Origin of the sequence: Streptomyces tauricus (genome assembly GCF_014650955.1) — a bacterium.
Classification (GTDB): Bacteria; Actinomycetota; Actinomycetes; order Streptomycetales; family Streptomycetaceae; genus Streptomyces; species Streptomyces tauricus.
In genome coordinates this window covers 98,802-122,422 of sequence record NZ_BMVY01000010.1, presented here as the reverse complement: position 1 = coordinate 122,422, position 23,621 = coordinate 98,802, and the positions used below count along the sequence as shown (strand labels likewise).

Here is a 23,621-nt window from a genome sequence, read left to right as displayed (position 1 = left end):
AACAACGCACTCCTATGTCCACCAAAGTTCACTTCGCCCCATCGATCCTGCTCAGGTGCGCTTGCGGAGAAACCACTCCGGTGGCCTCGGGGGATAGGGAATGTCGCCAGGAACCCCCAGTTCCGCCCGGATGGCTTTCTCGAATCCGAAGAGATTCGCGGTGAAGTGTTCGTATCGCCGCCGCCAGACTTGCTCATCCCATTCGAGCTCGCCGCGGGCGAAGTCCTGTAGCTGCCATACCGAACGATTGAGAAGGTACGCGGCCTCGACTATCACGGGAGGAGCCAGTAGCCGAACATGCTCCACACTCATATTGCGTTCCATGTGTGCGGATTCGAGTTCGGCGCGCACGCGCCTGCTGTCCTCCTCTGTCAGCAGGTCCAGGACCAACGTCCTGGTGATCGCGACGACGCGCTGGGCATTCATCAGATGCGTGGAGTAGACCTGTAGCTGCAGCTCGCTCCACTGCCTGGACTTGTCGGCCTTGCGGCGACGTTCCTCAAGGGCAAACGTCCCGAGAAACGACATCACCGCGCCGACGACCACAGCGAGTATGGTGACAATTTGCTGCCCGATCATGTCTCGCCTCCAGATCCACCTGTAGGACACATCCCTAAAGGGTGTCGCAGAAGGCCGTGTTTGGGCAGGTCAGGGCCTGTGACCACAGTCTTCTGGTCATGATGTGAGGGCGAGGTTGTGCATGTGGGCGACGGCTTGGACGGCGTGGTGGAGGCCGTCGCCGTGCTGTCGGCAGTCGCGGAGCTTCTTGTAGTTCTTCATGCGGCTGATCACATGCTCCACCCGGGCGCGCACCGTGCGGTGGGCGGCATTGTCGGCTTCCTCGCCGGCCAGCAGGGGCCGGCGAGGGCGTTTGCGGTGCGGCGCGACCATCAGGCAGTTGAGGTAGGCGCCGTCGCCCAGGACGGTCACGTCCTGACAGTGTTCGGTGAGTCCGGAGGCATGCCAGGCGTGGGCGTCGGCTGTGGTGCCCGGTGCCGGTCGGGCCGCTGCGATCACGAGGCGGGTGTCGGCATCGACGATGACCTGCACGTTCGCGGAGAAGCGGTAGTTTTCACCCAGCGCCTGACAGCCACGACAACGAGCCGCTACTACCTGAGAGCTAACGATGGTTTGGATCACGTATGTGCTTCTTGTGGATAGAGGCTGCGGTAGGTAGTGCTACTGCGTGATTGGTGGGAAAGGTTGCCTGACCTGGCGATTGCCTGTGCAAGGTCATCACGTGATCACTGGCAAACGCCCGCTCTCGGCGGCACCTGCCTGCACACGCCCGCAGACACGCGAAGACCCCGTCCTCAGCGAAACCGCTGACGGCGGGGTCTTGGGCACACTTACACAGTGTGCCCCCGGCAGGATTCGAACCTGCGCACACGGCTCCGGAGCCCAGATGAGAGCGAGGGGTGACAGGGCGTCTGACCAGCGGCGGAAGCTCCTCCAGCGCGGATGCTGAGCAACATCATCACGCCCCTATTACGCGGGCGACCTGTCAGGCGGTCGGTCGGGCCCGTATCGTCGGAGCATGATCTCGGGCAGCGGCGGGGGACCGGACGGCGGCGGCACGGAGTTCACGGCGGAGGGCCTGGTGCCCGTCCTACGGGAGGCGTGCACGACGGCCGGACTCGACTCCGCCGGCGCCGAGTTGCTGCGGCTCGGATCGAACGCGGTCTACCGCCTGGCGTCGTTACCGATCATCGTCCGCATCGCGCGTGACCCGTCGGTCCTGGCGGAGATGGACCGAGCGGTGAAGGTGGCCCGCTGGCTGGAGTCAGAGGACTTCCCGGCCACACGAGTGCCGGCACAGATCGCTCAGCCGCTCGTTGTCGGCGGCCTGGTCGTGACCTTCTGGGAGAGCGTCCAGGAGAACGTGGAGTACGCCACCATCGGCGAATTGGCCGACCTGCTGCGCCGCCTTCACTGGCTCGAAGAGCCACAGTCGCTGGGCCTGCCGTACTTCGACCCGCTGGCCAAGCTGACGGCGTCCCTCGAAGGGTTGGATGGCGTCGAGGGGGAGGACCGGCAGTTCTTGGAGGAACGAGCGGCCAAGCTCGCCAAGGACTACGACCGCCTGGACTTCGTGCTCCCCTTCGGCATGATCCACGGGGACGCCAACATCGGAAACGTCCTCCGCCACAGCGACGGTCACGCGGTCTTCATCGACCTGGACGGCTTCACGCTCGCCCCGCGCGAATGGGACCTGATCCTGACGGCGATCTACTACGACCGTTACGGCTGGCACTCAAAGGCGGAGTACGCGGAGTTCGTCCATCGCTACGGCTTCGACCTGATGAACTGGCCGGGGTACGAGACGCTGGCTGATCTGCGTGAGTTGATGATGGTTGTCTGGCTCGGTCACCAGGTCACGGCTAACGAGCGGTCCGCCGCGGAGTTCGCCCGACGGGTCCGGTCTCTCCGCACGGGGGAGGGACGAGACGAGTGGAACGCATTCTGAGCGGCGGGTCTGCGCGCTCGTAGCGTCCTCAGACAGTGGCGTGATCGCCGGAAGCGACCCACAGTCTGTGGTCTCTGACTTGCTCGGTGAAGATGTGTACCTCGGTGCTCTGGCCAGCCATTACGAGGTTCCGCCGGAACTCGCCGAGATAACTCACGCACCGCGCGGACTTCAGCTGCTCTCCCAAATCGAGCGCGTCCAGAGCCACACGGCAGGCCTCCTCGACGTCTCCGGCCCGTAGATGTGCGTCGGCCAGGACCATGGTCGCGAAAAAGTCGCTCCGAACGTGGCTGCCGCTCATGGCGTTCTCTGCGTGGGCGACGGCCTGGCGGGCGCTGTCGACGTCACGGAAGCAGTGCGCGGCCTCGGCGGCAAGCTCGGCTTCGTCGAAGTAGCTGATCCACTCCGGCTCGTCATCGCTGTTGCGGCTCTCCAGTGCCTTCGTGGCCGCGTTCAGCGCTGCCTCACAGGCGCGCACGTCGCCGGTTCGAGCGAGGGCACGAGCCTCCATGGCATGGAACTGCGCGCGCAGCGTCGGGGTTGCCACAGGGGAGATCCCCATGAGTGCAGCCCGAGCGAGCGTGGCGGCCTCCGTGTAGCGACCGAGGAACGTTGCCTGATGACTCATGGCCGACAGGATGCTTCCGGCGAGCCGGCGGTCGTTGGCGTCCTGGGCCAGCCGGAGGGCCTGGAGAAAGTACCGCTGCGCCAAGCCATGACGGCAGGCGTCGTACGACATCCAACCGGCGAGGAGCGTCGCTTCTGCCACGGTGGAGAACAAGGCCCGACCGACCTGCTCGGTGTACTGCCCGCGCAGAAGCGGCACCACTTCGGTGCTGAGGTACTGGATGGCCGCGTGCCGAGCGTGGTCGCCGCCGAACCGGTCGTCCAGTTCGGCGAACATGTCCGCGGTGGTCTTGATCGCTGCCACGTCTCCGAGACCGACCCGGATTCCGTCCTTGCGCTGCCTGGGAATCGCCGGGTCCGGCGCAACCAGCCACCGGAGGGACGCTTCGCTCCACGCGGGCCCGGACGGCTCAGCCTGCAAGAGCGGTTCGTATCGATTGAGATCAGCACGCCACAGCTGGCCGACTGCTTCGATCGCGTCGTCGGGGCTGGCCGGATAGGTGACGTCCATGAGCGACGTGTCCCGTCCGCTCCCTTGGGTAAGTCCGAGTTCGGCGGCGCTGAGTCCGAACACCTCGCACAGCAACGGACCATAGAAGTCGTCCGGGACGCTGTGGCCGTTCTCCCAGCTTGCGATACGGCGTTTCACGCTGGTGTCCGCCGGAAGCTGGTGCCCGCGTCGAGCAGCGACCTGCCGCAACTCACGTACCAACCGCGGCTGACTCCAACCTCTGTCCGTACGGACCTGCCGTAAGCGGATGCTGGTCGGCTGCATGGAAGACGTGACCATTCCCTCCCTGCGCGTGCACTGGTGGGACTGCTGAGGTCAGTGACTCTGTGGACCCACGTCTGAATGTACGCGCGGTTCGCTACCGAGCGCCCCAAGTAAGCCCAGATAGACAGTGGTTGCGCCCTGACGGGGGATGACGCGTCCTCGCGTGACGCGTCATCCCCCGTCACCTCTCGTCATCTGCCCTGGCCGGGGGCCCAGCCCCGAGTCTGGACACAGGACGGCATCGCGGCCGTGACCGAGTCAGACCGAGGTGAGATGACGTGCAGAGGATGACCACGAGAGGCGTCGAATGGCTCTCCGCGGCGGCAGATGATCCGGTCGAATGCAGGATGGCTTGGGCGAGCAATCCTCGCGCACCGTACGTGTTGGCAGCCGGCCGTCTCTTCGACACGGTGACGGTCGAGCAGCGGGTCGGTATGGAAACCTTCGACCAACTCCTGCGCAGAGGTCTGCCGTTCGGGCCTGCCGTGCTCGACCGCAAGGCGCAGCGAGTCGGCTTCTTCCTCGGCTCGCACAGCGAGGAGATGTTCACCCAACACCTGGTACAGGAGGAGGGCGCCCCACCGGCATACCGCTATCTGGGAGACGGCTCTGTGGTCGTTGTCCCGGGACCCATGCCTATGAGTGGTGATCGCTACCAGTGGCTCCGTGCTCCAACTCGGCGGCCCATCGCCAACCCGCTGCGTCCGGTTGCCCTGGCCACCATGCTGGTTGCCTCTGCCGAACTGCTCTCTCGTGTGGACAGGTACGGCGCGCGCTACCCGTCCGCGGCTGCCCTCGCGCTTTCCGCCTTCGAGGGGGACCGGCCCGATGGGAAATGACGCCACTCACCGGCACGACGCTGCCACCTGGTCGCCTCTGGACAGCGACGACTGGTACACCACACGCAACGCCACGACGGCCCTCCGGGATGCTCTGCTGGCTGCCGGCCTGGAAAGGGACTTCCCTTACCTGCGCGCCGAAATGAATGCGTTCGGTCAGGGCCTGGTCGAGCTTGGCCGTGTCTCACCGGCCACCGCGGAGCGCCTGGCGGAACTGCTGCGCCTGGCGCTCGCTGCGGGACTGCGACGACTGGAAGAGAGCGGGGCCGAACCTCCGGAACACCGATCAGGAAGGGACTGACGTGATGACCGACCGACGGGGCGTCGTCGCCAAACGAGCCGAGAACCTGCTGCCCGGCGTGCCCTACGTGCGGGGCTGGGCACAGGCTCGACGCAGCGCTGGCGTTTTGGCCGCGCAACTCACCGCTCTGGGCCTGGAGCCAGACTTCCCCGGCCTCACGGCCGACGTGAACGTCTCGGGTGATGGCCTGGTACGCCTCGGCAACGTTCGCCCTGAAGCAGCTGCGATGCTGGCGGAACTGATCATGTCGGGCCTTGCGGCGCAGGCGCCGACGCAAGTGGAGACGATGATGCGCGAGGCGGGGAACGCCCGACGCGACTCGTCGGCTGCCTGACCCATTTCGACCCGAGAAGCTTCGGCCGGCTGCGGTACGAGCCTGCTCCCGCAAGCGGCTATCCAAGCCCCGTACGTCTCCGTTCCCCCGGCGGATGATGTGCGGGGCGCTTCGCTGTCCTCGGTCTCCGCACTGCTGCGGTCTGCCGCTCGGCCGGGACCGGCGCCCCAGCGCCGCAGCCCGGACGAACGGCAGACCGATGAGCTAGGGGAACGAAGGCGGGACGGATGTTGGGATTCGCGCAGCAGAACATCAGATTGGGAAGCTCGGATGTTCTAGAAGCGCGGGCCGTACTAACCTGCGACTGAGCGGCTTCGTGCCTTGCTGGTCGTCACCCGATTCCCCGGTGTCGCCCACGACTCCCCGCTGCATCTGGCTCGCCTATGGCACGGATCTCCTCGTCCCGAACTCTCGACCGAACGGCCATTGCGCTCCAAGGTCGCTGAGCGGACGTCCGTGCACCCCCGTATGAGTTCTGCCCGAGGAGACGACGGCAAGGTCGTCATGGGCCGCATCTCAAGGGGCACTTGCGTCAAAGAACTTCCGATACGGGCCTCTTGTGACAAGGTAACGCGAAAGTGACATGGAGATTCTGCAAGGGTGGATGGCATGTCGGAGCTCCGTAAGGGCGAGAACACGGCAGTGGGCTCGACGCGCATGACCGCCGAGCTGCATAATTTGGGCGATCAGGTCGATCTCAGCGCGCTGCTGGTTGCTGTGGACGGCAAGGTCAGGTCCGACGACGACTTGGTCTTTTACAACCAGCCTTCTGCCGAGTCTGGTGCCGTCCGGCACCTCGCCGCAGATGCCGGAGGCCCCGAGCGCATTGAGATGGACCCGGCCGCGCTCCCTGTGGACGTGGATCGGGTTGTTCTGGTCGGCAGTTGCGACCCCGACGATGCGACTCGCACTTTTGGTGACGTCAAAGAGGTGCTGATGCGCGTCGTTCAGCATGGTGCCGATCCGGTCTGTTTCCGCCCGCCTGTCCTCAGTGACGGTGAGCGCGCTGTGCTCCTGGTGGAGCTCTACCGTCGGGGCCTGGCATGGAAGCTTCGCGCCATCGGCCAGGGCTACGCCAACGGTCTGGCCGGCCTCGCCACCGACTTCGGGATTGAAGTGGAGGAGTCGCAGGAGCCCTCCCTGTTGGACCGACCCGACAAGGGAGAAAGTGGATCCTTGCTCGACACCGTGACTACCGCGGAGACCCCCAAGCCGGTCACGCAGGACGCCACCACTGCGAGCCCGATGAGCCTGCGCAAGCCCCCGCTCGGCAAGATCAGCCTCGACAAAGGCGACCGGGTTTCCATGGGCTTGGACAAGAGTGACCGCGATTTGGTGGTCACAGCCTCCCTGGAGTGGGATGGCGGGAGCGAGCGGCGCCGCAGGCTTGGCGCCGACCTCGACCTGTACGCCTTGTTCGTGCCCGCTTCGAAGGCCCTGCGTGGGAAGAAGGCACCCGGCACCCTCGTCAGGTCCCGGTACGTGGCACAAGGTGAGCCGTTGCGATCGGGAGCAGTTGTTCCGGGGAGAGCGAAGAAGGGCAAGGGCGCCGATGTCGTTTACTACAAGCGCCTTGGTTCGGTGAAGAGCCGACCGTACATTCGCCTCGATGGCGATTCACGTATTCCGGGGCGTGAGTCACTTCATATCGTTCGTCCCGACGAGCAGGGTTACGTCCTCCTCTGCGCCTACTCTGCGCTCAGCAACGGCTTTGGCTCTTTTCGTAGCTTCGGCGCGAAGGTTGTCATCACGGACGGGCGTGGCTCCACCGTTACAGTCCCGCTGTTCGAGAACACCAAGACCCGATATTGGGTGGCCATCGCCCTCGTCGACTTCACTGCGGCGGACGGAGCGGCTATCCACCACATCGAGGCTTATAGCGCCCGCATGACCGAACGCCGCCCGGTCCTCCATCCGGACGGGACCATCGAGATGAACGCGGGACCAGTCGAATTTAAGAGGCGCTGACCGGCCCGTAGGCATCGGATTGCCTCCTAGGCGGACCGTCGGCCAGCTGACCTCAGGCTCGCGGTTGACGTCTGGCACTGCCTGAACGTTGGAGAACGGCAGCTTCCTCGGCAACGACCCGAACTGGACCAGCACTATCAAGTAGCTGCTCAAACTCCTCCCGTCTGTCCGGGCGTTGTCAGACCCATGTGTCATGCTGCGCCCCAGCTCTGAAGGGAGGTGTGTTATGTCCAAGAAACAACAGGCATTCGTCTGGATGGGCGCTGCCATTATTGGCCAGGTACTGCTGGGCAAGGTCGCAAAGCAGCAAGCTGCCGCGCTCGGCATCCCGGCGATCGTCGTCGGCCTGGCTGGCATCGCCATCGGCACGGCACTCGGCTAGGCCGACACTGGGCTTGCCCTCCAGTAGGGACCGGGGAGGGCAAGCCCAGCGCCGCCGATGCCGAGCAGTACTCGTGTGTGGGAGCGTCCAGCCGTCATATCTGGATGCATTGGCGACCGGGCCCCGTCACAATCAGGTGTCCGACTAATGCGTGGAGTTGAGATGCTGCCATCTCTTGACCAGCTCACCGTCCAACGGCTGGCGTACGTCCGGTACCTGTACCACGAGGGCATCGAGCAGAGCCGACAGCCAGCCCCCCTTCGGTCCCGCGCCATCACCGCCTTCCATGATGCCGTCGAGAACTTCGTCGGCCTGGTCGCGCAGCATCTGGGCATCGACCTGAACAAAGGAGTCGACTTCATCGCCTACTGGGCGCTGATCAAGCCGAAGTTCGACCTGCCCAAGAAGGACTCGATGAAGCGTCTCAACGACGCGCGCGTGGCGCTCAAGCACAACGGGACGTTCCCATCGGAGCACCAGATCGAGCAGGCGCGAACGACCCTCGACGGCTTCTTCACCGTGGTCACGCCACAGGTCTTCGGTGTCGAATTCGACTCGATCGACATGGTCGACCTGCTCACCCAGCCAGGGGTAGCCAGGTTTCTCCGCGAAGCGCAGACCCATGCTGACATCGGAGATTATCCGCATGCCCTGGCTGGTCTCTCACTTGCCTTCGACGAGCTGCTCGACCACTACTCGGGCCGGTTCACCCGGCCCCGACAGGCCGTATTCACCTTCGGACCGAACCTCGATCCCTTTGACGAGCCGCAAATCACCGGAGCGGACGGCCGTCGTCTCAAACGGTTGAAGAAGCTGAGCAAGATCGCTGACTCCACGCAAGAAGCGCTGCGCGCGATGGCGCTGGGCATTGACTACGCCGGGCTGGCGCGATTCAAAATCGTGACACCTCACGTGTTCGGCTACGCAGACGGAAGCAGGCGGTACGCCGTCAGCAGTTGGTGCGAGTCCCGGACCGTCGATGACTACGAGTGGGCACGGCACTTCGTCATCGAGTCCGGGCTCAGGGCGGCATGTGCAGACGAGATCCAGGGCCTGCTTGAAGCGCAATACAAGGCCGACTGGAACCCCGCGCAGCCGTTCCCGCAGCGCTCATGGACCGGACCCGTTGAGCCGTGCGAGGCAGAGGACGCCTCGGCGCTAGATGATGAGTGACATCGTAAGAGCGACCACCCCCTGTCCCGGCACACTGCATACGTGAGCACCACGCGCATCGGACGGGACAGCCGGTGCCTATACCACCCAGGCCACCTACTAGCTGTAGATGAAGCCCGTACCAGCCCAACCTCAACGGCGGCCAGGCAATAGCGCTGCTGGGACATCGCCGTCATCGGTGATGTCCGCTACGGCCAGACTAGTCGGCACCCACTACAGCAAGGTTCCACGGCGGAGGCGCATGGATCGCATCTTGCGCGATGACCTTTTCGTCCCGAAGCAACTTCGGTGGGCGCTCGACCTTGAGTCGCTGCGCCTCTTGCCTGCCGCGACGGTCCACAGACGTCCGCGGTTGTCCGCTGGTGTTCGTCGGCGTTGTCACGCAGTTAGACACTCACCGGGTATCCCCAGAAGGCGTCTCCGCGGCTGGCGGCAGCTTGCCGCAGTCCTCCATCGCTTGACCGAAGCTCTTACAGAACTCGGTGAAGCACCACAGGGCGCCGGGGGCTGCGGTGACGAGGCGAAGGATCCAATCAGCTCACCACTCACAGCTATGTCCAACGTGCCGTGCTCGCCGATGCACGCACTCGGCCACTCTCGAAGATCTTGCGCGAACATAGGCCTCGTCTGCCGGCCCAGTCCTAGCCAAGCACGGTGCTGCTCTGGAGCCGCTATCGCAAGATCGTCTTCAGGACCTCTCCACAGCGACCCGACAAGCGCGCTCTGGGGTAATAGCGTCTCCAGAGTTGAGTCCACATCGAGCTGATCACCCAACTCCCTCGGATCACACGGCTGAAGGCGCGTCTATTCCTCTTCGACTTCGAAGGAGATATTCGACGTGGTCACCAGCTCCTCTCCCAAGATCTCAGGTCGCTCGCGGGAACCTAGTGCCACTTGGATGGAGTGCCCCCTAATTACCGTAAGGTCCAACGGGGAACCCTGATCCTCGACTTCCATGTAGATACTTTGGACGTTTGGAAATGCCTGCCGCAGCAAGTCCGTCCGCTCATAGTCGGTGACACTGTAAAGAAGAACTTTCCTCAGCCTCGGATTAGGGGAAAAGTCGGCCAGTGAGGCCAGAGAGCGGACAGGAACTCCCAAAATCTCAATCGAACTGGTTTGGCATGCAATGGTGGAAACATCTGCACCCGTTACATTGCTGCCCACGTCGTTGACGTAAAGCCCCTTAATGTGGGTGAGTTTGACCGGAGACAGGTCGTTCAGTTGACCGCAATCAAACAGCGACAATCCTCTCAAGTCGCGCGCATTGGAGAGGAAAGAGATATCGCGAAGGCGGTCACCGGAAAGAACGAGCCAACCAGCATTCAAGTTTCCTAGACGTTCATCAACGTCGTCCTGAGAGGGATTTCCCACACAGTGAAGAAATTTCAGCCTGCCAAGCGATGGAATTTCCTGAAGTCTGGCCCGAGTGTCAGCCGTGACTCTGCATTGCGAAAGATCAGCCCCGGCCATTACTCTCGAAGCAAACAAATGGACATCATAGGCTGACCATTCCTGCAGGGTGGCATGCACTCTGTCTGGGTGCCCAGAGTGTACCAGTTCACGCAGATAGGGGATCGCCTCATTGCCTGCAGCAAGTACCGCTATGTGAGGGTGGAAGTGTTGAAAGTTGCCATCTTGCGCACATTCAGCCAGGAGGGGCAGGACGGGCTCACCCACCATTGCCCACTGATCCGCCTCGTTTTCCTGAGGGGGCATAATGCTCTTGACCGCTTCTAGAACTTGAGCGCGTACATGATTATCGAGACGCGATGCGTAAGTTAGGCAACTGCCGAGCAGGAGGTAGATTCGGCGACGACCTTCCGCATTCGCCTTACCTGCCTTCGTGATGATCTCTTTGATTAATGCCCCGCGATCAATTGGGTCACAATGTCCCACGGCCATCCGGATCACGTCAGTCCATTGATCACTCTCAGCTTTACTGGCCAAGAGTCCGAAACTTTTTTCCTCTTTGAATTCTTTGGCTGCCAAATAGTCTTGAAATGTGCGATGTATAAAGTCGAAGGTCTCGACGCTTGTCTCTCGAATTAACCCGGATCGATTGACAAGATGTGAGAATACGCGGTCAGCGCTTCCGCTGCGTTGGACGTCAGGCAGACTAGGGAGAAGTTTGTTTACCTGATCGACTGCGCGGCTGTGTTCACCTTCTACCTTCTGATTAATGACAAGCCACGCAGCGATCTTCTGCAAAATTGCCAGCTGCTCTTCTTCTCCGATATTGGTGCCTTCCGATGGCTTCACTCTGCGCTGCTGATCTCGACGGACCAAGAGCATGCTCAGAGCAGCACGGTAGACATCCATACGCCGTTTAGGGAGCGTCCCGTCCCATTCTCTGTGCAATGCACAGATCATGGCGCACAGCAGCGGACTGTCCGTCAGGGCTGACAGGTCAGGCGAGCTTCCGAGGGAACGAAGAAGGCTTTCCTGTAAGGCGGTCAACTCTTGACTCTCGCGTTTCCCTTCAAACCCCTCGCCATCGGAATTAGCAAAAGATAGGGCTGCGCTGTGCCATCGCTGAATAAAAACTTCGCGGTCCTCTGGACTCATGGGGCACAGCGACAATTCTTCGAAATTTAGGTGTTTAAGCCATCCGGGAGGTACGGCAGCTGGTCTGACCGTGACGACCGTTCTCGTTTCAGGATAGAGAGCTAGGAGACGCTCCAGCCAATCACGCGCTTCGTCACGCTCGATGCTGCTGACTTCGTCCATGCCATCAATGAGCAGCAGCGCTCGTCCGCTACGCAAGACTCGATCGGCCCAACCATCTGGTTGGCTTTCTGCGCGAAGATTGTCGTCTACTTCGAGAAACTGTGCTGGCCTCGGCTGCAAGACTCCTTGGCGGGACATTTTACGCATCCTCAGGACAAACGGAATGCGATAATTCAACGAGGCGAGCTCCTCGCTGAATGAACCGAAGGCAGAGCTTACGGCCAGCCACTGAATAAGCGTTGATTTACCGGCCCCTGCTTGCCCACGAAGCAGAACTCGGGGCCTTTCGCGCAGAACTTCGTCCACCCGCTGAGGCGCACTCGAGGCACTCCAAGCCTCTGTATCGAGTTCGCCGTGTGTTTCGACGTTCTGATCGGTTTCCGGGCGTGCTGCCTCCAAATTCAGATATGCTGTGTCCAGATCCCATCCGCGCCCACGGGAACGGTCTAGATCAAGGCCAAATATGCGAACCTTGCCATGCTCGGCCTTCACCGCTTCCGCATAGCTCTCCTCAAACGCTATGTCTGCACTATTTTGACTTGGTATGCGACTCGTTAGTGCAGCAAGTTGGCGGGATTGACGCGCGATCCGACGAGAGTTCTCGACTTGAGTTCTTTGGATAAATGTCGATCGACTCGTGAAAAAATTCAGAATGTACAGACAGCAAACCTCAAGGAGATTGTCATACAGAGACTCGGCATCACCGGATAAGTCGGAGGCGGCATGCGGGTCGACACGCCTCAATTCAGTCGCAAAGTCTTGATAGCCAAGTTCCACGGCCTGCAGGTCACTCATAGTAATCTGCCCCAAGGAGAGCAGTGTTCGATAAAGGGCACCAGCGATAGCTTCCTGCTCATCGCCAATTTCGCGATATTCATGAGGGGAGCTCGTAGTGGCATTCTCGACCAGTCGAGTTACTAGATTCTGAATCTCTGCCTCAGTGAGTACGGATTTTTCACCCTTGAAGGAAACGTATGATGAAATTCTCACAGGGTTGCCTACTAGCCCGGCACCCCCGGATTCTTTCTGGAAAATCTTTGCAACCAGTTTTGACGTTAGAGGAGCCACTACCTTAGCAACGCTTGGTGTAATGGCTAGATCCATTGGGGCGCCCCCTCCATGAAACGGTCTACATGAGGTAGTACAGCACGCACGCACGCCTAGTTGTGGCGTAAACGGGAACTTCGCTGCCCGCGATCGTTGATTCTCTTGCTTTCTGAGTGCCCACCGACCCGTTGGGCGGTCCATCACCCCGCACGCACGTCGATGGGCCGGACGGAGCCACAGATCGCGGGCCGTTTGCGCGCCTGCGAACCGCTGGTGGGTGCATCTCGCGTGATCCAGGGCGCGACTCCGCCTCAACGCACCACTCACCCCAGCTCCCATCCCGTCTGCCGTCGACCCACACACCGTGGAGCGGGCGTGGTTCAGGGCGTCAAGGTGGAGCGCCCCGCCGGACGAACGACCTTGACGCCCTGGGCCGCGACTGCTCGGCTCTGCCTGGGTCGACGGCAGACGGGATGGGAGCACCCCACGTACACCACACTCGGCCGGCACCCGCGAACAGAGCCCTCGCCATCTCGGAGCCCGAGAGCCCCCGCCGGAGGCACGTTCTGACCGGAGCACTCCGTGTCCAGGTCTTTACTCGTGGGCCGTAGCCTGTTGCGGCCCCAGGGTCCCGGCCCCGGCGCCGAAGGCGCAGAGGGGTCGGGACCCAGGGGCCAGCCCGCGCTTGCGCGGGCACTTGATGACGTAGAGAAAGTCTGAGCCAACCATGGTTCGCTACAGCCTGAATGAGAGCTCCAACTCGTCTCCCGGCAAGTGAAACTCTTCCAGCGCCAAGGGTCGGTCTGTCTCTGTGAGCGTCACGCGGAGGACGTGTAGGAGTGGGACTCCGTCCGATAGCCGCAAAGCTTGGGCCTGGTCCGGCAGCGGCATGCGGGTGCGGATGTACTCCGTGAAGTGGAGTTCGTGGCCCAGCTCGGCGAGCGCGTTGTAGAGACCCGGTGCTGGCGGCGGGGCCTCCTCCTCGTACTTGGTGTCGAGGAGTACCGAGAATGGCACGTGCGTCCGGTGGAGCTGGCGCAAGTGGCCCTGGTCCGCCGTCTGTAGGGCGTCGTACGTGAACATCGGCTCGCCCGGCGGGATGCGAAGCAGATCCGCCAGGGCCAACGGGGCGTCGGTACGGGTGGCTACGGGTGGCTCGGCATCCGTCCAGCGGAGCCCGTCGGCCTCGGAGTATCGACCGTCCGTGGTCCGGCGTACGCCGCGCGGGCGCGTGTGACTGGGACGGCCGTGAGGGGAGCGGGCGAACGTACCGCGGCCCATGATGGCCTCGACCAGACCCGACGCCCGAAGCTCTGTGAGCCCTTGGCGCACAGTCGGGCGCGTCACTCCGAACTGTTTCGCCAACGATTCCTCCGACGGGAGCGGTTGGCCGGCCGGGTAGGTGCCGTTCAGGATGCCTTCGCGCAGGTAGTCGGCGATCTGCCGGTACTTCGGCTGCGTGTTCTTCGGCGGCATGTGGGGCCCTCCGTGGCCGTGACCTCTGCGGTTGTGCGTTTCCGTAGACAGCTTGTCCACGGTCGTGAACAGCTTCGCTCATCACTAGACGGTTGACAACCCGTACTACGGGTGGTCACTCTTGTTCTCGTCACCCGTAGTACGGGTGGTAAAGCAACTCGAAGGGTCAGCCTTCGGGTGCCAGAGATGAGGAGATCCGAACAGTGGCAAGCCTTCCGATCGACACCGCGAAGTTCACGGGGATCATCTGTGCCGTTCCCCCTGCTCCGCGGGTTGCCAACCGTGAGACCGGTCAGCTTCGTGTTGACCGTGAGACCGGAAAGACCGTGTACCAAGTCGGCCTCTGCCTGATGGCGGGAGGTTCCGCGGACGTCGTGAACGTGAGCGTCGCCGGGGAGCCGGTCGGCATCCAGCTCGGTATGCCGGTGGCCGTGCGGGACCTGGTCGCCACTCCGTGGGAGAACGACGGGCGGCACGGCGTCGCCTTCCGTGCCGCGGAGATACGGCCCCTGAGCGCTCCCACTTCGGCGGGCAAGGGGGCTGCGCAGTGATGATCCTGGCCTCCGCGTCCTCGGGCCGGGAGACCTGGCCGAGTTGGGTTCTGCTGGTGGCCACCGTGCTGGTGTCGGGCCTGGTCATCACAGGCCCGGTCCTGCGCCGCCGCTATCCGTTGGCCTGGTGGCTGTTACTCGGCTACCCGGCCACCGCCCTCCGAGTGATGTACACCTGGCGAGCCCTGATGGCCGGGTGCGGACTGGCTGTCAGCCGTCGGCCGGCACTGACCGTGGTGTCCGGGCTCGTCGGCAACGGGGCACCTCCGCCTCAACCGCGTGTGCCCCGGCGCGGTCTCGTACGGCCGACCACCGGCGGGTTCTGGCTGCTGGTACGGCTGTTACCGGGGCAGGTGCCCGAGGACTTCGTCAAGGCGGCTCCCGCCATGGCTGAGGACTGGCAGGTTCACGCGGTGCGCGTGACCTCCTGGAAGCCGGGGACCGTGCGCGTCGCCGCCTCGGTGTCCGATTCGTTGGCGGCTCCTCGGGTGCCGAAGCAGCGCGGGCCCGGTCATCTGCTCCGTGTGGCGGTAGGCGTGTTGGAGACCGGTACCGCGTGGGTGCTCGATCTACGGCGCATACCGCACTGGCTGATCGTTGGAGCCACCCGCTCCGGCAAGTCGACGCTCATCAACGCACTCGTGGCAGGCCTCGCCCCGCAACCCGTCGCGCTGGTCGGCATCGACTGCAAGGGCGGCATGGAACTGTCCCTCTACGAAACGCGGTTGTCCGCCCTCGCGACCAACAGGGAGCAGGCGGTCCAACTGCTCACCGCACTCGTAGACCTCACCCTCGACCGCATGACCGTCTGCCGGGCGGCTCGCGTCCGCAACATCTGGGGCTTATCCGACAAGGAACGTCCGGTCCCGGTTGTCGTGATCGTTGACGAGATCGCGGAACTCTTCCTCGTCGCCAGCCGGAACGAGAAGGACGAAGCGCAGGCGGCCGGTACGGCACTGATCCGTCTCGCTCAGCTTGGCGCGGCCCTCGGAGTCTTCCTCGTCGTCGCCGGTCAACGTGTCGGTTCCGACCTGGGACCCGGTGTCACCGCACTTCGGGCCCAGCTCGGCGGCCGTGTGTGTCACCGCGTGGCCGACCCCGGTACGGCAGAGATGGCGCTCGGTGACCTCAACCCTGACGCGCTCAAGGCGGCGCAGGCCATCACCCCGGAACAGGCCGGCACAGCTGTCCTGGCTTCCGGCGACGGCTGGGAACGCGCCCGGTCGCACCTGATCACGGAGGTGGAGGCGGAGGCAGTGGCCGCCGAGTACGCGCACCTGACCCCGGTCCTCTCCGAACTGCGCGTCGAAGCGCAGTGAAAGGGGCCTGCCGTGCTGGTGTCCATGTCCGCCGTGTTGCTGCTCGGCCTGCTGATCTGGTTCCTCCTGCGCATCCGCTACCTGAGGTGGGCCGATGCGCTGATCTGCGGAACCTTCGGCTTCCTGCTCTCCCGGACCGTGGCCGCGCCGTTCGTCCAAACGCTCCTCGACGGCGTGAACGGCTTCCTTGGCCAACTCCGCTTCTGAACACACCCGCTGATCCGAGAAGGGGATCTCCCGTGTCCGACTACGTCATCCGCTCCGGTGACCGCGCCGCCTTCCTGGCCGGTTTGAGGGAGCTGGTCGACTTCCCGACCGCCAATCCTGCGGTCCTCTTACCGCGGCACGTGTCCGTGGCCGTCCTGGTCGACGCCGTTGGGGTGCCGCCCGAGGAGTGGCAGTGACCGCCCGTACGACGGGCTCCCGACGGGGCGCGAAGTCGCCAAACCCGACCCCGTCAGGAACCCACTCCATCCGCCACATGAGCAGTGAAAGGAGCACTCACACTTTGTCCACCGCGCATCGTTCGCGCAAATCCCCTCATCCGGACTGCGAGTTGAGGGAGAAAGAACGGCCGACCTGCGTAGGACGGGAACAGATCGTCCTCGTCGGGCTCGACGGTTTCGAGCAACACCTGTGCCCGGCGCATGCCGCCGCACTCTGGCTGACCGATCCGACACTCAGGTTCAGCGCCAAGACCCGACCGCAGGGGATCACCGCCGTGATGTGGCAGGCGTTCGGGGGCGGTGATCGGCGATGACCGTGCTTCTCCCAGAGAACGTCGCGGCCTTGGTCGCCAAAGCAGCGGAGCCCGAATTCGCGGCCTGGCGGCGCAACATCGTCCGCCTCGGCGGCTGCACCAACCCGATTCACCTGGTCGGCGGGGCAACCGTCTTCGACACGACTACCGGCGAGGCACTGTTCTCGTACGAGTCGGACGTCTACGGCGGTCGGCTGCTGACCGCGTGCGGCAACCGTCGGGCGACCGTCTGCCCGACCTGCTCCCGGCTCTACCGGGCAGACACGTATCAGCTGATCAGGGCCGGACTCGTCGGCGGCAAGAACGTCACGGAGGAGGTGAGCGGGCATCCTCGGGTGTTCGCCACCCTGACCGCTCCCAGCTTCGGCCCGGTCCACACTCGCCGTGAACGAGACGGACGGGTACGCGCCTGCCGTCCCCGGAAGGCGGGGGAGCGCTGCCGACACGGATCGCCGGGCGGCTGCCACGAGCGGCACGCTGTGAAGGACCCCCGGCTCGGCGAACCGCTCTGCCCGCGCTGCTACGACTACGCCGGGGCTGTGCTCTGGCAGGCGCACGCCGGGCAACTCTGGCACCGCTTCGGGCTGGAGTTGCGCCGCGAGATCGCCCGGAGGGTCGGGCTGTCCCGTACGGAGATCAGCGAGGCTGTGAGGCTGTCGTATGCGAAGGTTGCCGAGTATCAGCGGCGCGGCTTGGTCCACTTCCATGCCGTGATCCGCCTTGATGGCCCGGACGGACCGGCCTCGGTCCCGCCTGGCTGGGCGACGACGAGCCTCCTGGCGGAGGCCGTGCGGGCGGTCGTCGTGCGGGTTCGGCTCGTTGCTCCGGGCGCGGAGGTCATCGGTCCTCGGGTGCTGAGGTTCGGCGAACAGGTCGACGTGCGCCCCATCGCGGCGTTCGGCGCGGGGGAACGGCTGACCTCGGCTGCTGTCGCGGGCTACATCGCCAAGTACGCGGCCAAGGGAGCGGAGTCCGCCGGCGCGGTGGACGGCCGGGTTCACCACGCACGTGACCTGGTCATGCTGCCCGTACGGGCCCACGTACTCCGCCTGATCAGCACCTGCTGGTGGCTCGGCGGCCTGCCCCCGTTCGAACCTCTCGGGTTACGGCGCTGGGCGCACATGCTCGGCTACGGCGGCCACTTCTCCACCAAGTCACGCCGCTACTCCACCACTCTGACCGCACTCCGTCGAGCCCGTGCAGACCACCGCGCGGAGGAACAGAGGACGGCTCTCGGTATCGGCGAACGACCAACCGTCACGGTCGGCCAGTGGCGCTACGCCGGGCGCGGCTACTCGCCGGAGGCCGCGCTCCTGGCCGCGTCGATGCGGGAGAGCGGTGATCCTCATGGCGCGTGAGAGGTCGGCCGAACTGCTCACCGTGTGGCAGGTGCTCGACGAACTGGGCGGGATCTCCCGGCGCACCTTCTATCGCTGGCGGGAACTGCGCATAGCCCCGCGCTGTATCCGGTTACCCAACGGCGAGTTACGGGTCCGGCGAGACGCGCTCAACGACTGGTTGGAGCAGCGTGCAGAGGGGGCTGCGTCGTGAAGTCGTACAAGGTCGTGATCTGGAAGCTGAGTATCAACCGCTCCGCCAAGAAACCGACCTACCTCGTTCGCTGGTCCGTGGACGGCGAGCCGTTCCACGAGTCGCACAAGACGAAGGCGCTTGCGGACCGCTTCCGGGCCAAGCTCCTCCGTGCTGCTGACAAGGGCGAACCGTTCGACACAGTCACCGGTCTGCCCGACTCGCTTCGCGGAGGGAAAGCGGCCTTGTCGTTCCTCGACCTGGCGCGGAGGTACGTGGAAGCGCGCTGGGCGGAAGCGTCAGCGAAGCAACGGGACAGCATGACTGATGCCTTGGCGACGGTCGTTCCCCTCCTCGTGAAGCCGGGGAGGGGGCGACCCACTCCCGAGGTGCTGCGGCGGGCGCTGCGCTCGTATGTTCTGCCGGTTCCTCGTAGGGAGCGGGAGCGGCCAGAGGAGATCGCGGCGGCCGTTCGGTGGATCGAAAGAGCCTCGCTTCCCGTCGGGGAGTTGCAGGAGATCGCCCGAGTGCATGAACTGATCGACGGGTTGAGCCGGAGGCTGGACGGCAAGCCCGCGGCAACCCAGACGTATCGTCGGCGCAGGGCGGTCGCCTTCAACGCGCTGGAATACGCTGTGGAGTTGGAACACCTGCCCTCCAACCCGCTGAGTCGGGTGCGGCGTAAGCGGGGCAAGAGTGCGGTGCAGGAAGTTGACCGTCGGGTGGTGGTCAACCCTCGGCAGGCTCGGAAACTGCTGACCGCCCTCACCTACGTCGGCGGCTACGACCGTGCGAGCGGGCGGCGGCTGAAGGCGTTCTTCGGGTGCCTGTACTACGCGGCCATGCGGCCGGGCGAGGCGCTGGGACTCCGCCGTTCCGACTGCACGCTTCCGGCATCCGGCTGGGGTCGGATCGAGCTGACGGAGACCCGTCCCACGGCTGGGAAGGCGTGGACAGACTCCGGCGAGGCTCATGACCGGCGCGGCCTGAAGCAGCGAGCGCGCGGCGAAGTGCGCATCGTGCCGATACCGCCTCCGCTGGTGGCACTGCTGCGTGAGCACCTGAAGGAGTTCGGTACAGCCACCGATGGCCGGCTGTTCTCCAGCGAACGAGGAAACGTGATCGCGGCCTCGTCGTACTCCCGGGCGTGGAAGCAGGCTCGGGAGCTGGCGCTCGTACCGCACCAGGTGTCGTCGGTTCTGGCCTTCCGTCCGTACGACCTGCGTCACGCGGGCGTCTCCCAGTGGCTCAACTCCGGCGTACCCGCCCCGGAAGTCGCGGCCCGTGCCGGTCACTCGGTCGACGTCCTGCTGAAGATCTACGCCAAGTGCATCGACGGCCAGGAGCAGGAGATGAACGACCGGATCCTGAAGGGTCTGGGGGAGGGGGTCGACACCGAACACTGACCGACAGGCCCCTCACGCGAGCCCCGGAGTGATCCGGGGCTTTTCGTCGTGTCGGAGGTGTGTCGGAAAGCTACGCTCAAGGGGGCGGCAAAGGGCCGTTGACCTGCCAGAAGGGTCGCCAAGGTCATTACGTCGTCATTACGTGATCACTGGCAAACGCCTGCTTTCGGCGGCCTCTGCCTGCACACGCCCCCAGACACGCGAAGACCCCGTCCTCAGCGAAACCGCTGACGGCGGGGTCTTGGGCACACTTACACAGTGTGCCCCCGGCAGGATTCGAACCTGCGCACACGGCTCCGGAGGCCGTTGCTCTATCCCCTGAGCTACGGGGGCGTGTCGGCCGCTGTGGTTGCGGCGACGGGTTGAACACTACCAGCTCTCTCCGGGTGTTCATGAACGGATTTCGGGGGTGGGGGAGAGGGTGTCGGGCGTTGCCCGGAGGGCGGTTGGATCTTGGGCCGGTGGACAGGTCGGGATCCCCCTCACGGGGTGGAAGTAGGGAAAAGCCGGACGCGAACCCGCGCGCCGACCTACTCTCGAGTTGTGCCAGGCGCGTCGGGTCGGGTGCTTGTTGTGGACGACAACAAGGTCATCCGGCAACTGATCAGGGTCAACCTCGAACTGGAGGGTTTCGAGGTCGTGACCGCGGCTGACGGTGTCGAGTGCCTGGACGTCATCCACCAGGTGCGGCCCGATGTGGTCACTCTCGACGTGGTCATGCCCCGGCTCGACGGGCTGCGTACCGCCGCCCGGCTCCGGGCCGATCCGCGCACCCGCAACCTCCCCCTCGCCATCATCAGCGCCTGTACCCAGTACGAGGTCGAGAGCGGCCTCGACGTCGGCGTCGACGCCTTCCTCTCCAAGCCCTTCGAGCCCTCGGATCTGGTCCGGCTCGTCCACCAGCTGCTGGAACGGCGCGAGACTGCCGACACCGGTGTAGGCAGTGCCTCCGGCAGTGGGCCCGGTGCGTCGTTCGACAGTGCCGAGAGTCTTTACGGGCCCGGCGGGCCCGAGCGCGCCGGCCGTGCCGGTAACTGAGTCGGACGCGCGCACAGCAAGAAGCAGACGGCAGAACCGGAAGCAGAAGGCACGTGGGCGTCCATATGTCGGACCCTCGTCCAAACCCATTCGCCTACCCACCCCCCTCCTCCCCTACGCTTGTCCCGTGACCCCCGTCGAGCTCTCCAGCACCGTTCTGCGCGCCGTGCGCCGTGCGGTCGACGACGGTGAGCTCGCCGTCTCCGTGCCCGAGCGGGCGCAGGTCGTGCCGCCGGGGCCCGGCGGTCGCGGGGACTACGCCACCAACGTCGCCCTGCAACTGGCCCGCCCCGCCGGTCGGCCGCCTCGGGAAGTCGCCGAGATCCTGCGTCCCCACCTCGGCGGAGTGGCGGGCGTGGCACGGGTCGACATCACCGGGCCCGGGTTCCTCAACATCACCCTCAGCGGCCGGGAGCACGCCCTCATCGCGGAGATCCTGCGTCGGCGGCAGCGGTACGGGTACGCCGACGGGCCGACCGGTCAGGTCGTGCAACTGCATCACCCCCGCGAAGTCCGCGCCGCCGTCACCGCACAGGTGCTCGCCCGGATTCTGCGGTCCCAGGGCGCCGTCGTCCGTGTCTCATGCGAGATCCCCGGCGAGATCTCCCCCGGGATCCCCGGCGAGATCTCCTGCGAGGCCGAGCCCGACCTCGCCGAGCCCGACCTCGCCGAGCCCGACCTCGCCGGGTCCGGCCCCTCCGCCCCCGCCGGGCCCGAACCAGTTTGGGCCGGCCCCCTCGGCGTCACCGTCGACGCCCCCGGCGCCCCCAATATCCCCACCCCGCCCGACGCGCCCGCACCCCCGTCCCCGCCCCTGAACATCACCCTCCGCCCCGTGCCCGCCGCCCAGGACCCCATCCCCCTCGGCCGTGACGCCGCCCGCTGGGCACTGCTTCACCCCGCGCCCCACGACCGGCCGCGCATCACCGACGAACATCTCGTCCAGGCCGAGCGGAACCCCCTCTTCCGTGTCCGGTACGCGTACGCCCGCTGCCAGGCCCTCGGCCGTAACGCCGCCGCGCTCGGTTTCTCCGCCGCACCCGGGGACTCCGGAGCTTTTGGACACGCCGGAGGCTCCGGAGCCTCCGGGGACCGCGCAAGCGCGTCCAGCACGCTCCTCGACATCCTCGACGCTCTCGACGCCTACCCCCACGCCCTTGCCGCCGCCGCGCGCCACCACGCGCCCGACCGGCTCGCGCGGCATCTCGTCACCGTCGCCGACGCGCTGCTCGCCTTCCAGCACACCGTGCTTCCGCTCGGCGACGAGAAACCCTCGGCCGCCCACCGCTCCCGGCTCGCGCTCGCCGAAGCCGCCGGGACGGTGCTGGCCGGCGGCCTGTCCCTGCTCGGCATCGACGCCCCGACACATCTCTGATCAGGTCTGAATTGATCTGAAGTCATCCGCACTGAACTGATCTGAACTGATCTGCAACGGTCCGAACCGATCTGATCCGGGATCTCCGAGAAAGCCATACAGACATGAGCCGTTCCGCACACCCCGCCGGGCCCCGCCACGCCGATGTCCTGCCCGAGGGGCACTACACCGCCCCGGCGGCCGACCTCAACGTCCTCGACCCGAAGGTCTGGGCGCAGACCGTGACGCGTACCGAGAGTGGTTCGGTCAGTGTCGGCGGGATCGACGTGGCGGACCTCGCCGAGGAGTTCGGCACGCCCGCCTACTTCGTCGACGAGGCCGACTTCAGGGCGCGGGCGCGCGCCTGGCGCACCGCCTTCGGGCACGACGCCGACGTGTTCTACGCCGGGAAGGCCTTCCTCTCCCGTGCCGTCGTGCGCTGGCTGCACGAGGAGGGGCTCAATCTGGACGTGTGTTCCGGGGGAGAGCTGACCACCGCCCTGTCCGCCGGCATGCCCGCCGACCGCATCGCCTTCCACGGCAACAACAAGTCCGTGGAAGAGATCACCAAGGCCATCGAGGTCGGCGTCGGGCGGATCGTCCTCGACTCCTTCCAGGAGATCGTGCGGGTCGCGCACATCGCGCAGAGCCTCGGCAAGCGGCAGCGCGTGCAGATCCGAGTGACCGTCGGCGTAGAGGCCCACACGCACGAGTTCATCGCCACCGCGCACGAGGACCAGAAGTTCGGGATCGCGCTCGCGGACGGACAGGCCGCCGAGGCCGTACGGCGTGCGCTCACCCTCGACGGGCTCGAACTGATCGGCATCCACTCCCACATCGGGTCGCAGATCTTCGACATGGCCGGGTTCGAGGTCGCCGCGCGGCGTGTCGTGTCGCTGCTCGCCCAGGTCCGTGACGAGCACGGGGTCGAGCTGCCCGAGATCGACCTCGGTGGCGGCCTCGGTATCGCCTACACCAGCGACGACGACCCCCGCGAGCCCCACGAGATCGCCAAGGCCCTCGGTGAGATCGTCACGCGGGAGTGCGAGGCCGCCCGGCTGCGGACGCCCCGTATCTCGGTCGAGCCGGGGCGCGCCATCGTCGGCCCCACCGCCTTCACGCTCTACGAGGTCGGCACCGTCAAGCCCCTCGAAGGACTGCGTACGTACGTCTCCGTCGACGGCGGCATGTCCGACAACATCCGTACCGCGCTGTACGACGCCGAGTACAGCGTCGCCCTGGTCTCCCGTACGAGTGATGCCGAGCCCATGCTCGTACGCGTGGTCGGCAAGCACTGCGAGAGCGGTGACATCGTCGTGAAGGACGCCTTCCTGCCCTCCGACCTGGCGCCCGGTGACCTCATCGCGGTGCCGGCCACCGGCGCGTACTGCCGCTCGATGGCGAGCAACTACAACCACGCCCTGCGTCCGCCCGTCGTCGCGGTCCGCGACGGCGAGGCCAGGGTCATCGTCCGCCGCGAGACCGAGGAGGATCTTCTCAGGCTCGACGTCGGCTGACATGCACGAATGAGCCGGGGCGGAAGA

Annotated in this window: 22 protein-coding genes, 1 tRNA gene and 1 pseudogene; 18 read left to right on the top strand and 6 right to left on the bottom strand. The window is 65.1% G+C overall.

Annotated elements, in window-relative coordinates:
• Positions 1-51: 51 nt before the first annotated feature.
• Together IE278_RS18110 and IE278_RS18105 are read right to left on the bottom strand one after the other, a co-directional pair.
• Complete coding sequence (locus IE278_RS18110) at positions 52-579, bottom strand: hypothetical protein (RefSeq protein ID WP_189773517.1); 528 nt, start codon at positions 577-579, stop codon at positions 52-54.
• A gap of 96 nt (positions 580-675) precedes the next feature.
• Positions 676-1,083 (bottom strand): annotated as a pseudogene (locus tag IE278_RS18105) (transposase family protein); the annotation flags it as partial.
• A gap of 454 nt (positions 1,084-1,537) precedes the next feature.
• On the opposite strand from IE278_RS18105, the gene IE278_RS18100 reads away from it, so the two are divergent.
• Entirely contained in the window at positions 1,538-2,467 is a 930-nt protein-coding gene (locus IE278_RS18100) for a phosphotransferase family protein (RefSeq protein ID WP_189773515.1), read from the top strand.
• 28 nt (positions 2,468-2,495) lie between these two features.
• On the opposite strand, the gene IE278_RS18095 is transcribed toward IE278_RS18100, so the two are convergent.
• Positions 2,496-3,869 (bottom strand): helix-turn-helix domain-containing protein, encoded by a 1,374-nt coding sequence (locus tag IE278_RS18095; RefSeq protein ID WP_506417400.1) that lies wholly within the window; start codon positions 3,867-3,869, stop codon positions 2,496-2,498.
• Between the two features lie 287 nt (positions 3,870-4,156).
• On the opposite strand from IE278_RS18095, the gene IE278_RS18090 reads away from it, so the two are divergent.
• The 6 genes from IE278_RS18090 to IE278_RS18065 all read left to right on the top strand — a co-directional run bounded on the left by IE278_RS18090 (position 4,157) and on the right by IE278_RS18065 (position 8,866).
• On the top strand, positions 4,157-4,708 hold the full coding sequence (locus IE278_RS18090; protein WP_189773511.1) for a bifunctional DNA primase/polymerase: 552 nt from the start codon (positions 4,157-4,159) through the stop codon (positions 4,706-4,708).
• On the top strand, positions 4,698-5,009 hold the full coding sequence (locus tag IE278_RS18085; RefSeq protein ID WP_189773509.1) for a hypothetical protein: 312 nt from the start codon (positions 4,698-4,700) through the stop codon (positions 5,007-5,009). The genes IE278_RS18090 and IE278_RS18085 overlap by 11 nt, the downstream gene beginning before the upstream one ends.
• Positions 5,010-5,013: 4 nt before the next feature.
• The gene (locus tag IE278_RS18080; RefSeq protein WP_246570372.1) at positions 5,014-5,343 is read left to right on the top strand and encodes a hypothetical protein; all 330 of its coding nucleotides are present in this window, start codon (positions 5,014-5,016) and stop codon (positions 5,341-5,343) included.
• Positions 5,344-5,952: 609 nt separating this feature from the next.
• The gene (locus tag IE278_RS18075; RefSeq protein ID WP_189773507.1) at positions 5,953-7,311 is read left to right on the top strand and encodes a TerD family protein; all 1,359 of its coding nucleotides are present in this window, start codon (positions 5,953-5,955) and stop codon (positions 7,309-7,311) included.
• A 226-nt stretch (positions 7,312-7,537) separates the two neighbouring features.
• Positions 7,538-7,693 (top strand): hypothetical protein, encoded by a 156-nt coding sequence (locus IE278_RS18070; RefSeq protein ID WP_189773506.1) that lies wholly within the window; start codon positions 7,538-7,540, stop codon positions 7,691-7,693.
• A gap of 162 nt (positions 7,694-7,855) precedes the next feature.
• The gene (locus IE278_RS18065; RefSeq protein WP_189773504.1) at positions 7,856-8,866 is read left to right on the top strand and encodes a hypothetical protein; all 1,011 of its coding nucleotides are present in this window, start codon (positions 7,856-7,858) and stop codon (positions 8,864-8,866) included.
• A gap of 804 nt (positions 8,867-9,670) precedes the next feature.
• Here IE278_RS18065 and IE278_RS18060 read toward each other — a convergent pair.
• Positions 9,671-12,700 carry an NACHT domain-containing protein gene (locus IE278_RS18060; protein ID WP_189773502.1) on the bottom strand — a complete coding sequence of 1,010 codons (3,030 nt, stop codon included), beginning with the start codon at positions 12,698-12,700 and terminating at the stop codon, positions 9,671-9,673.
• Positions 12,701-13,378: 678 nt separating this feature from the next.
• Complete coding sequence (locus tag IE278_RS18055) at positions 13,379-14,119, bottom strand: GntR family transcriptional regulator (protein WP_189773500.1); 741 nt, start codon at positions 14,117-14,119, stop codon at positions 13,379-13,381.
• Positions 14,120-14,322: 203 nt separating this feature from the next.
• Between IE278_RS18055 and IE278_RS18050 the strand changes: the two genes are divergently transcribed.
• From IE278_RS18050 to IE278_RS18015, 8 genes are all read left to right on the top strand, one after another.
• On the top strand, positions 14,323-14,670 hold the full coding sequence (locus IE278_RS18050; protein ID WP_055514377.1) for an SCO3933 family regulatory protein: 348 nt from the start codon (positions 14,323-14,325) through the stop codon (positions 14,668-14,670).
• Entirely contained in the window at positions 14,670-15,989 is a 1,320-nt protein-coding gene (locus tag IE278_RS18045; protein ID WP_189773498.1) for an FtsK/SpoIIIE domain-containing protein, read from the top strand. The genes IE278_RS18050 and IE278_RS18045 overlap by 1 nt, the downstream gene beginning before the upstream one ends.
• A gap of 12 nt (positions 15,990-16,001) precedes the next feature.
• Entirely contained in the window at positions 16,002-16,196 is a 195-nt protein-coding gene (locus tag IE278_RS18040; RefSeq protein WP_055514380.1) for a hypothetical protein, read from the top strand.
• Between the two features lie 32 nt (positions 16,197-16,228).
• Entirely contained in the window at positions 16,229-16,393 is a 165-nt protein-coding gene (locus tag IE278_RS18035) for a hypothetical protein (protein ID WP_189773759.1), read from the top strand.
• A 104-nt stretch (positions 16,394-16,497) separates the two neighbouring features.
• Positions 16,498-16,749, top strand: a complete 252-nt coding sequence (locus IE278_RS18030; RefSeq protein ID WP_189773495.1) for a hypothetical protein — start codon at positions 16,498-16,500, stop codon at positions 16,747-16,749.
• Complete coding sequence (locus IE278_RS18025) at positions 16,746-18,107, top strand: replication initiator (RefSeq protein WP_189773493.1); 1,362 nt, start codon at positions 16,746-16,748, stop codon at positions 18,105-18,107. The genes IE278_RS18030 and IE278_RS18025 overlap by 4 nt, the downstream gene beginning before the upstream one ends.
• Positions 18,097-18,300, top strand: coding sequence for a helix-turn-helix transcriptional regulator (locus tag IE278_RS18020; RefSeq protein WP_189773491.1), 204 nt, complete (start codon positions 18,097-18,099; stop codon positions 18,298-18,300). Before IE278_RS18025 ends, IE278_RS18020 begins: the two co-directional genes overlap by 11 nt.
• Positions 18,297-19,685, top strand: a complete 1,389-nt coding sequence (locus tag IE278_RS18015; RefSeq protein ID WP_189773489.1) for a tyrosine-type recombinase/integrase — start codon at positions 18,297-18,299, stop codon at positions 19,683-19,685. The genes IE278_RS18020 and IE278_RS18015 overlap by 4 nt, the downstream gene beginning before the upstream one ends.
• Positions 19,686-19,946: 261 nt before the next feature.
• On the opposite strand, the gene IE278_RS18010 is transcribed toward IE278_RS18015, so the two are convergent.
• A tRNA-Arg gene (locus tag IE278_RS18010) sits at positions 19,947-20,018 on the bottom strand.
• A gap of 210 nt (positions 20,019-20,228) precedes the next feature.
• Between IE278_RS18010 and IE278_RS18005 the strand changes: the two genes are divergently transcribed.
• The 3 genes from IE278_RS18005 to lysA all read left to right on the top strand — a co-directional run bounded on the left by IE278_RS18005 (position 20,229) and on the right by lysA (position 23,594).
• Entirely contained in the window at positions 20,229-20,723 is a 495-nt protein-coding gene (locus tag IE278_RS18005) for a response regulator (protein WP_373312020.1), read from the top strand.
• A 127-nt stretch (positions 20,724-20,850) separates the two neighbouring features.
• Positions 20,851-22,098: an ArgS-related anticodon-binding protein NrtL gene (nrtL, locus tag IE278_RS18000; RefSeq protein ID WP_189773486.1), complete on the top strand. Its 1,248-nt coding sequence runs from the start codon at positions 20,851-20,853 to the stop codon at positions 22,096-22,098.
• 104 nt (positions 22,099-22,202) lie between these two features.
• The gene (gene lysA / locus IE278_RS17995) at positions 22,203-23,594 is read left to right on the top strand and encodes a diaminopimelate decarboxylase (RefSeq protein WP_189773484.1); all 1,392 of its coding nucleotides are present in this window, start codon (positions 22,203-22,205) and stop codon (positions 23,592-23,594) included.
• Positions 23,595-23,621 lie beyond the last annotated feature (27 nt).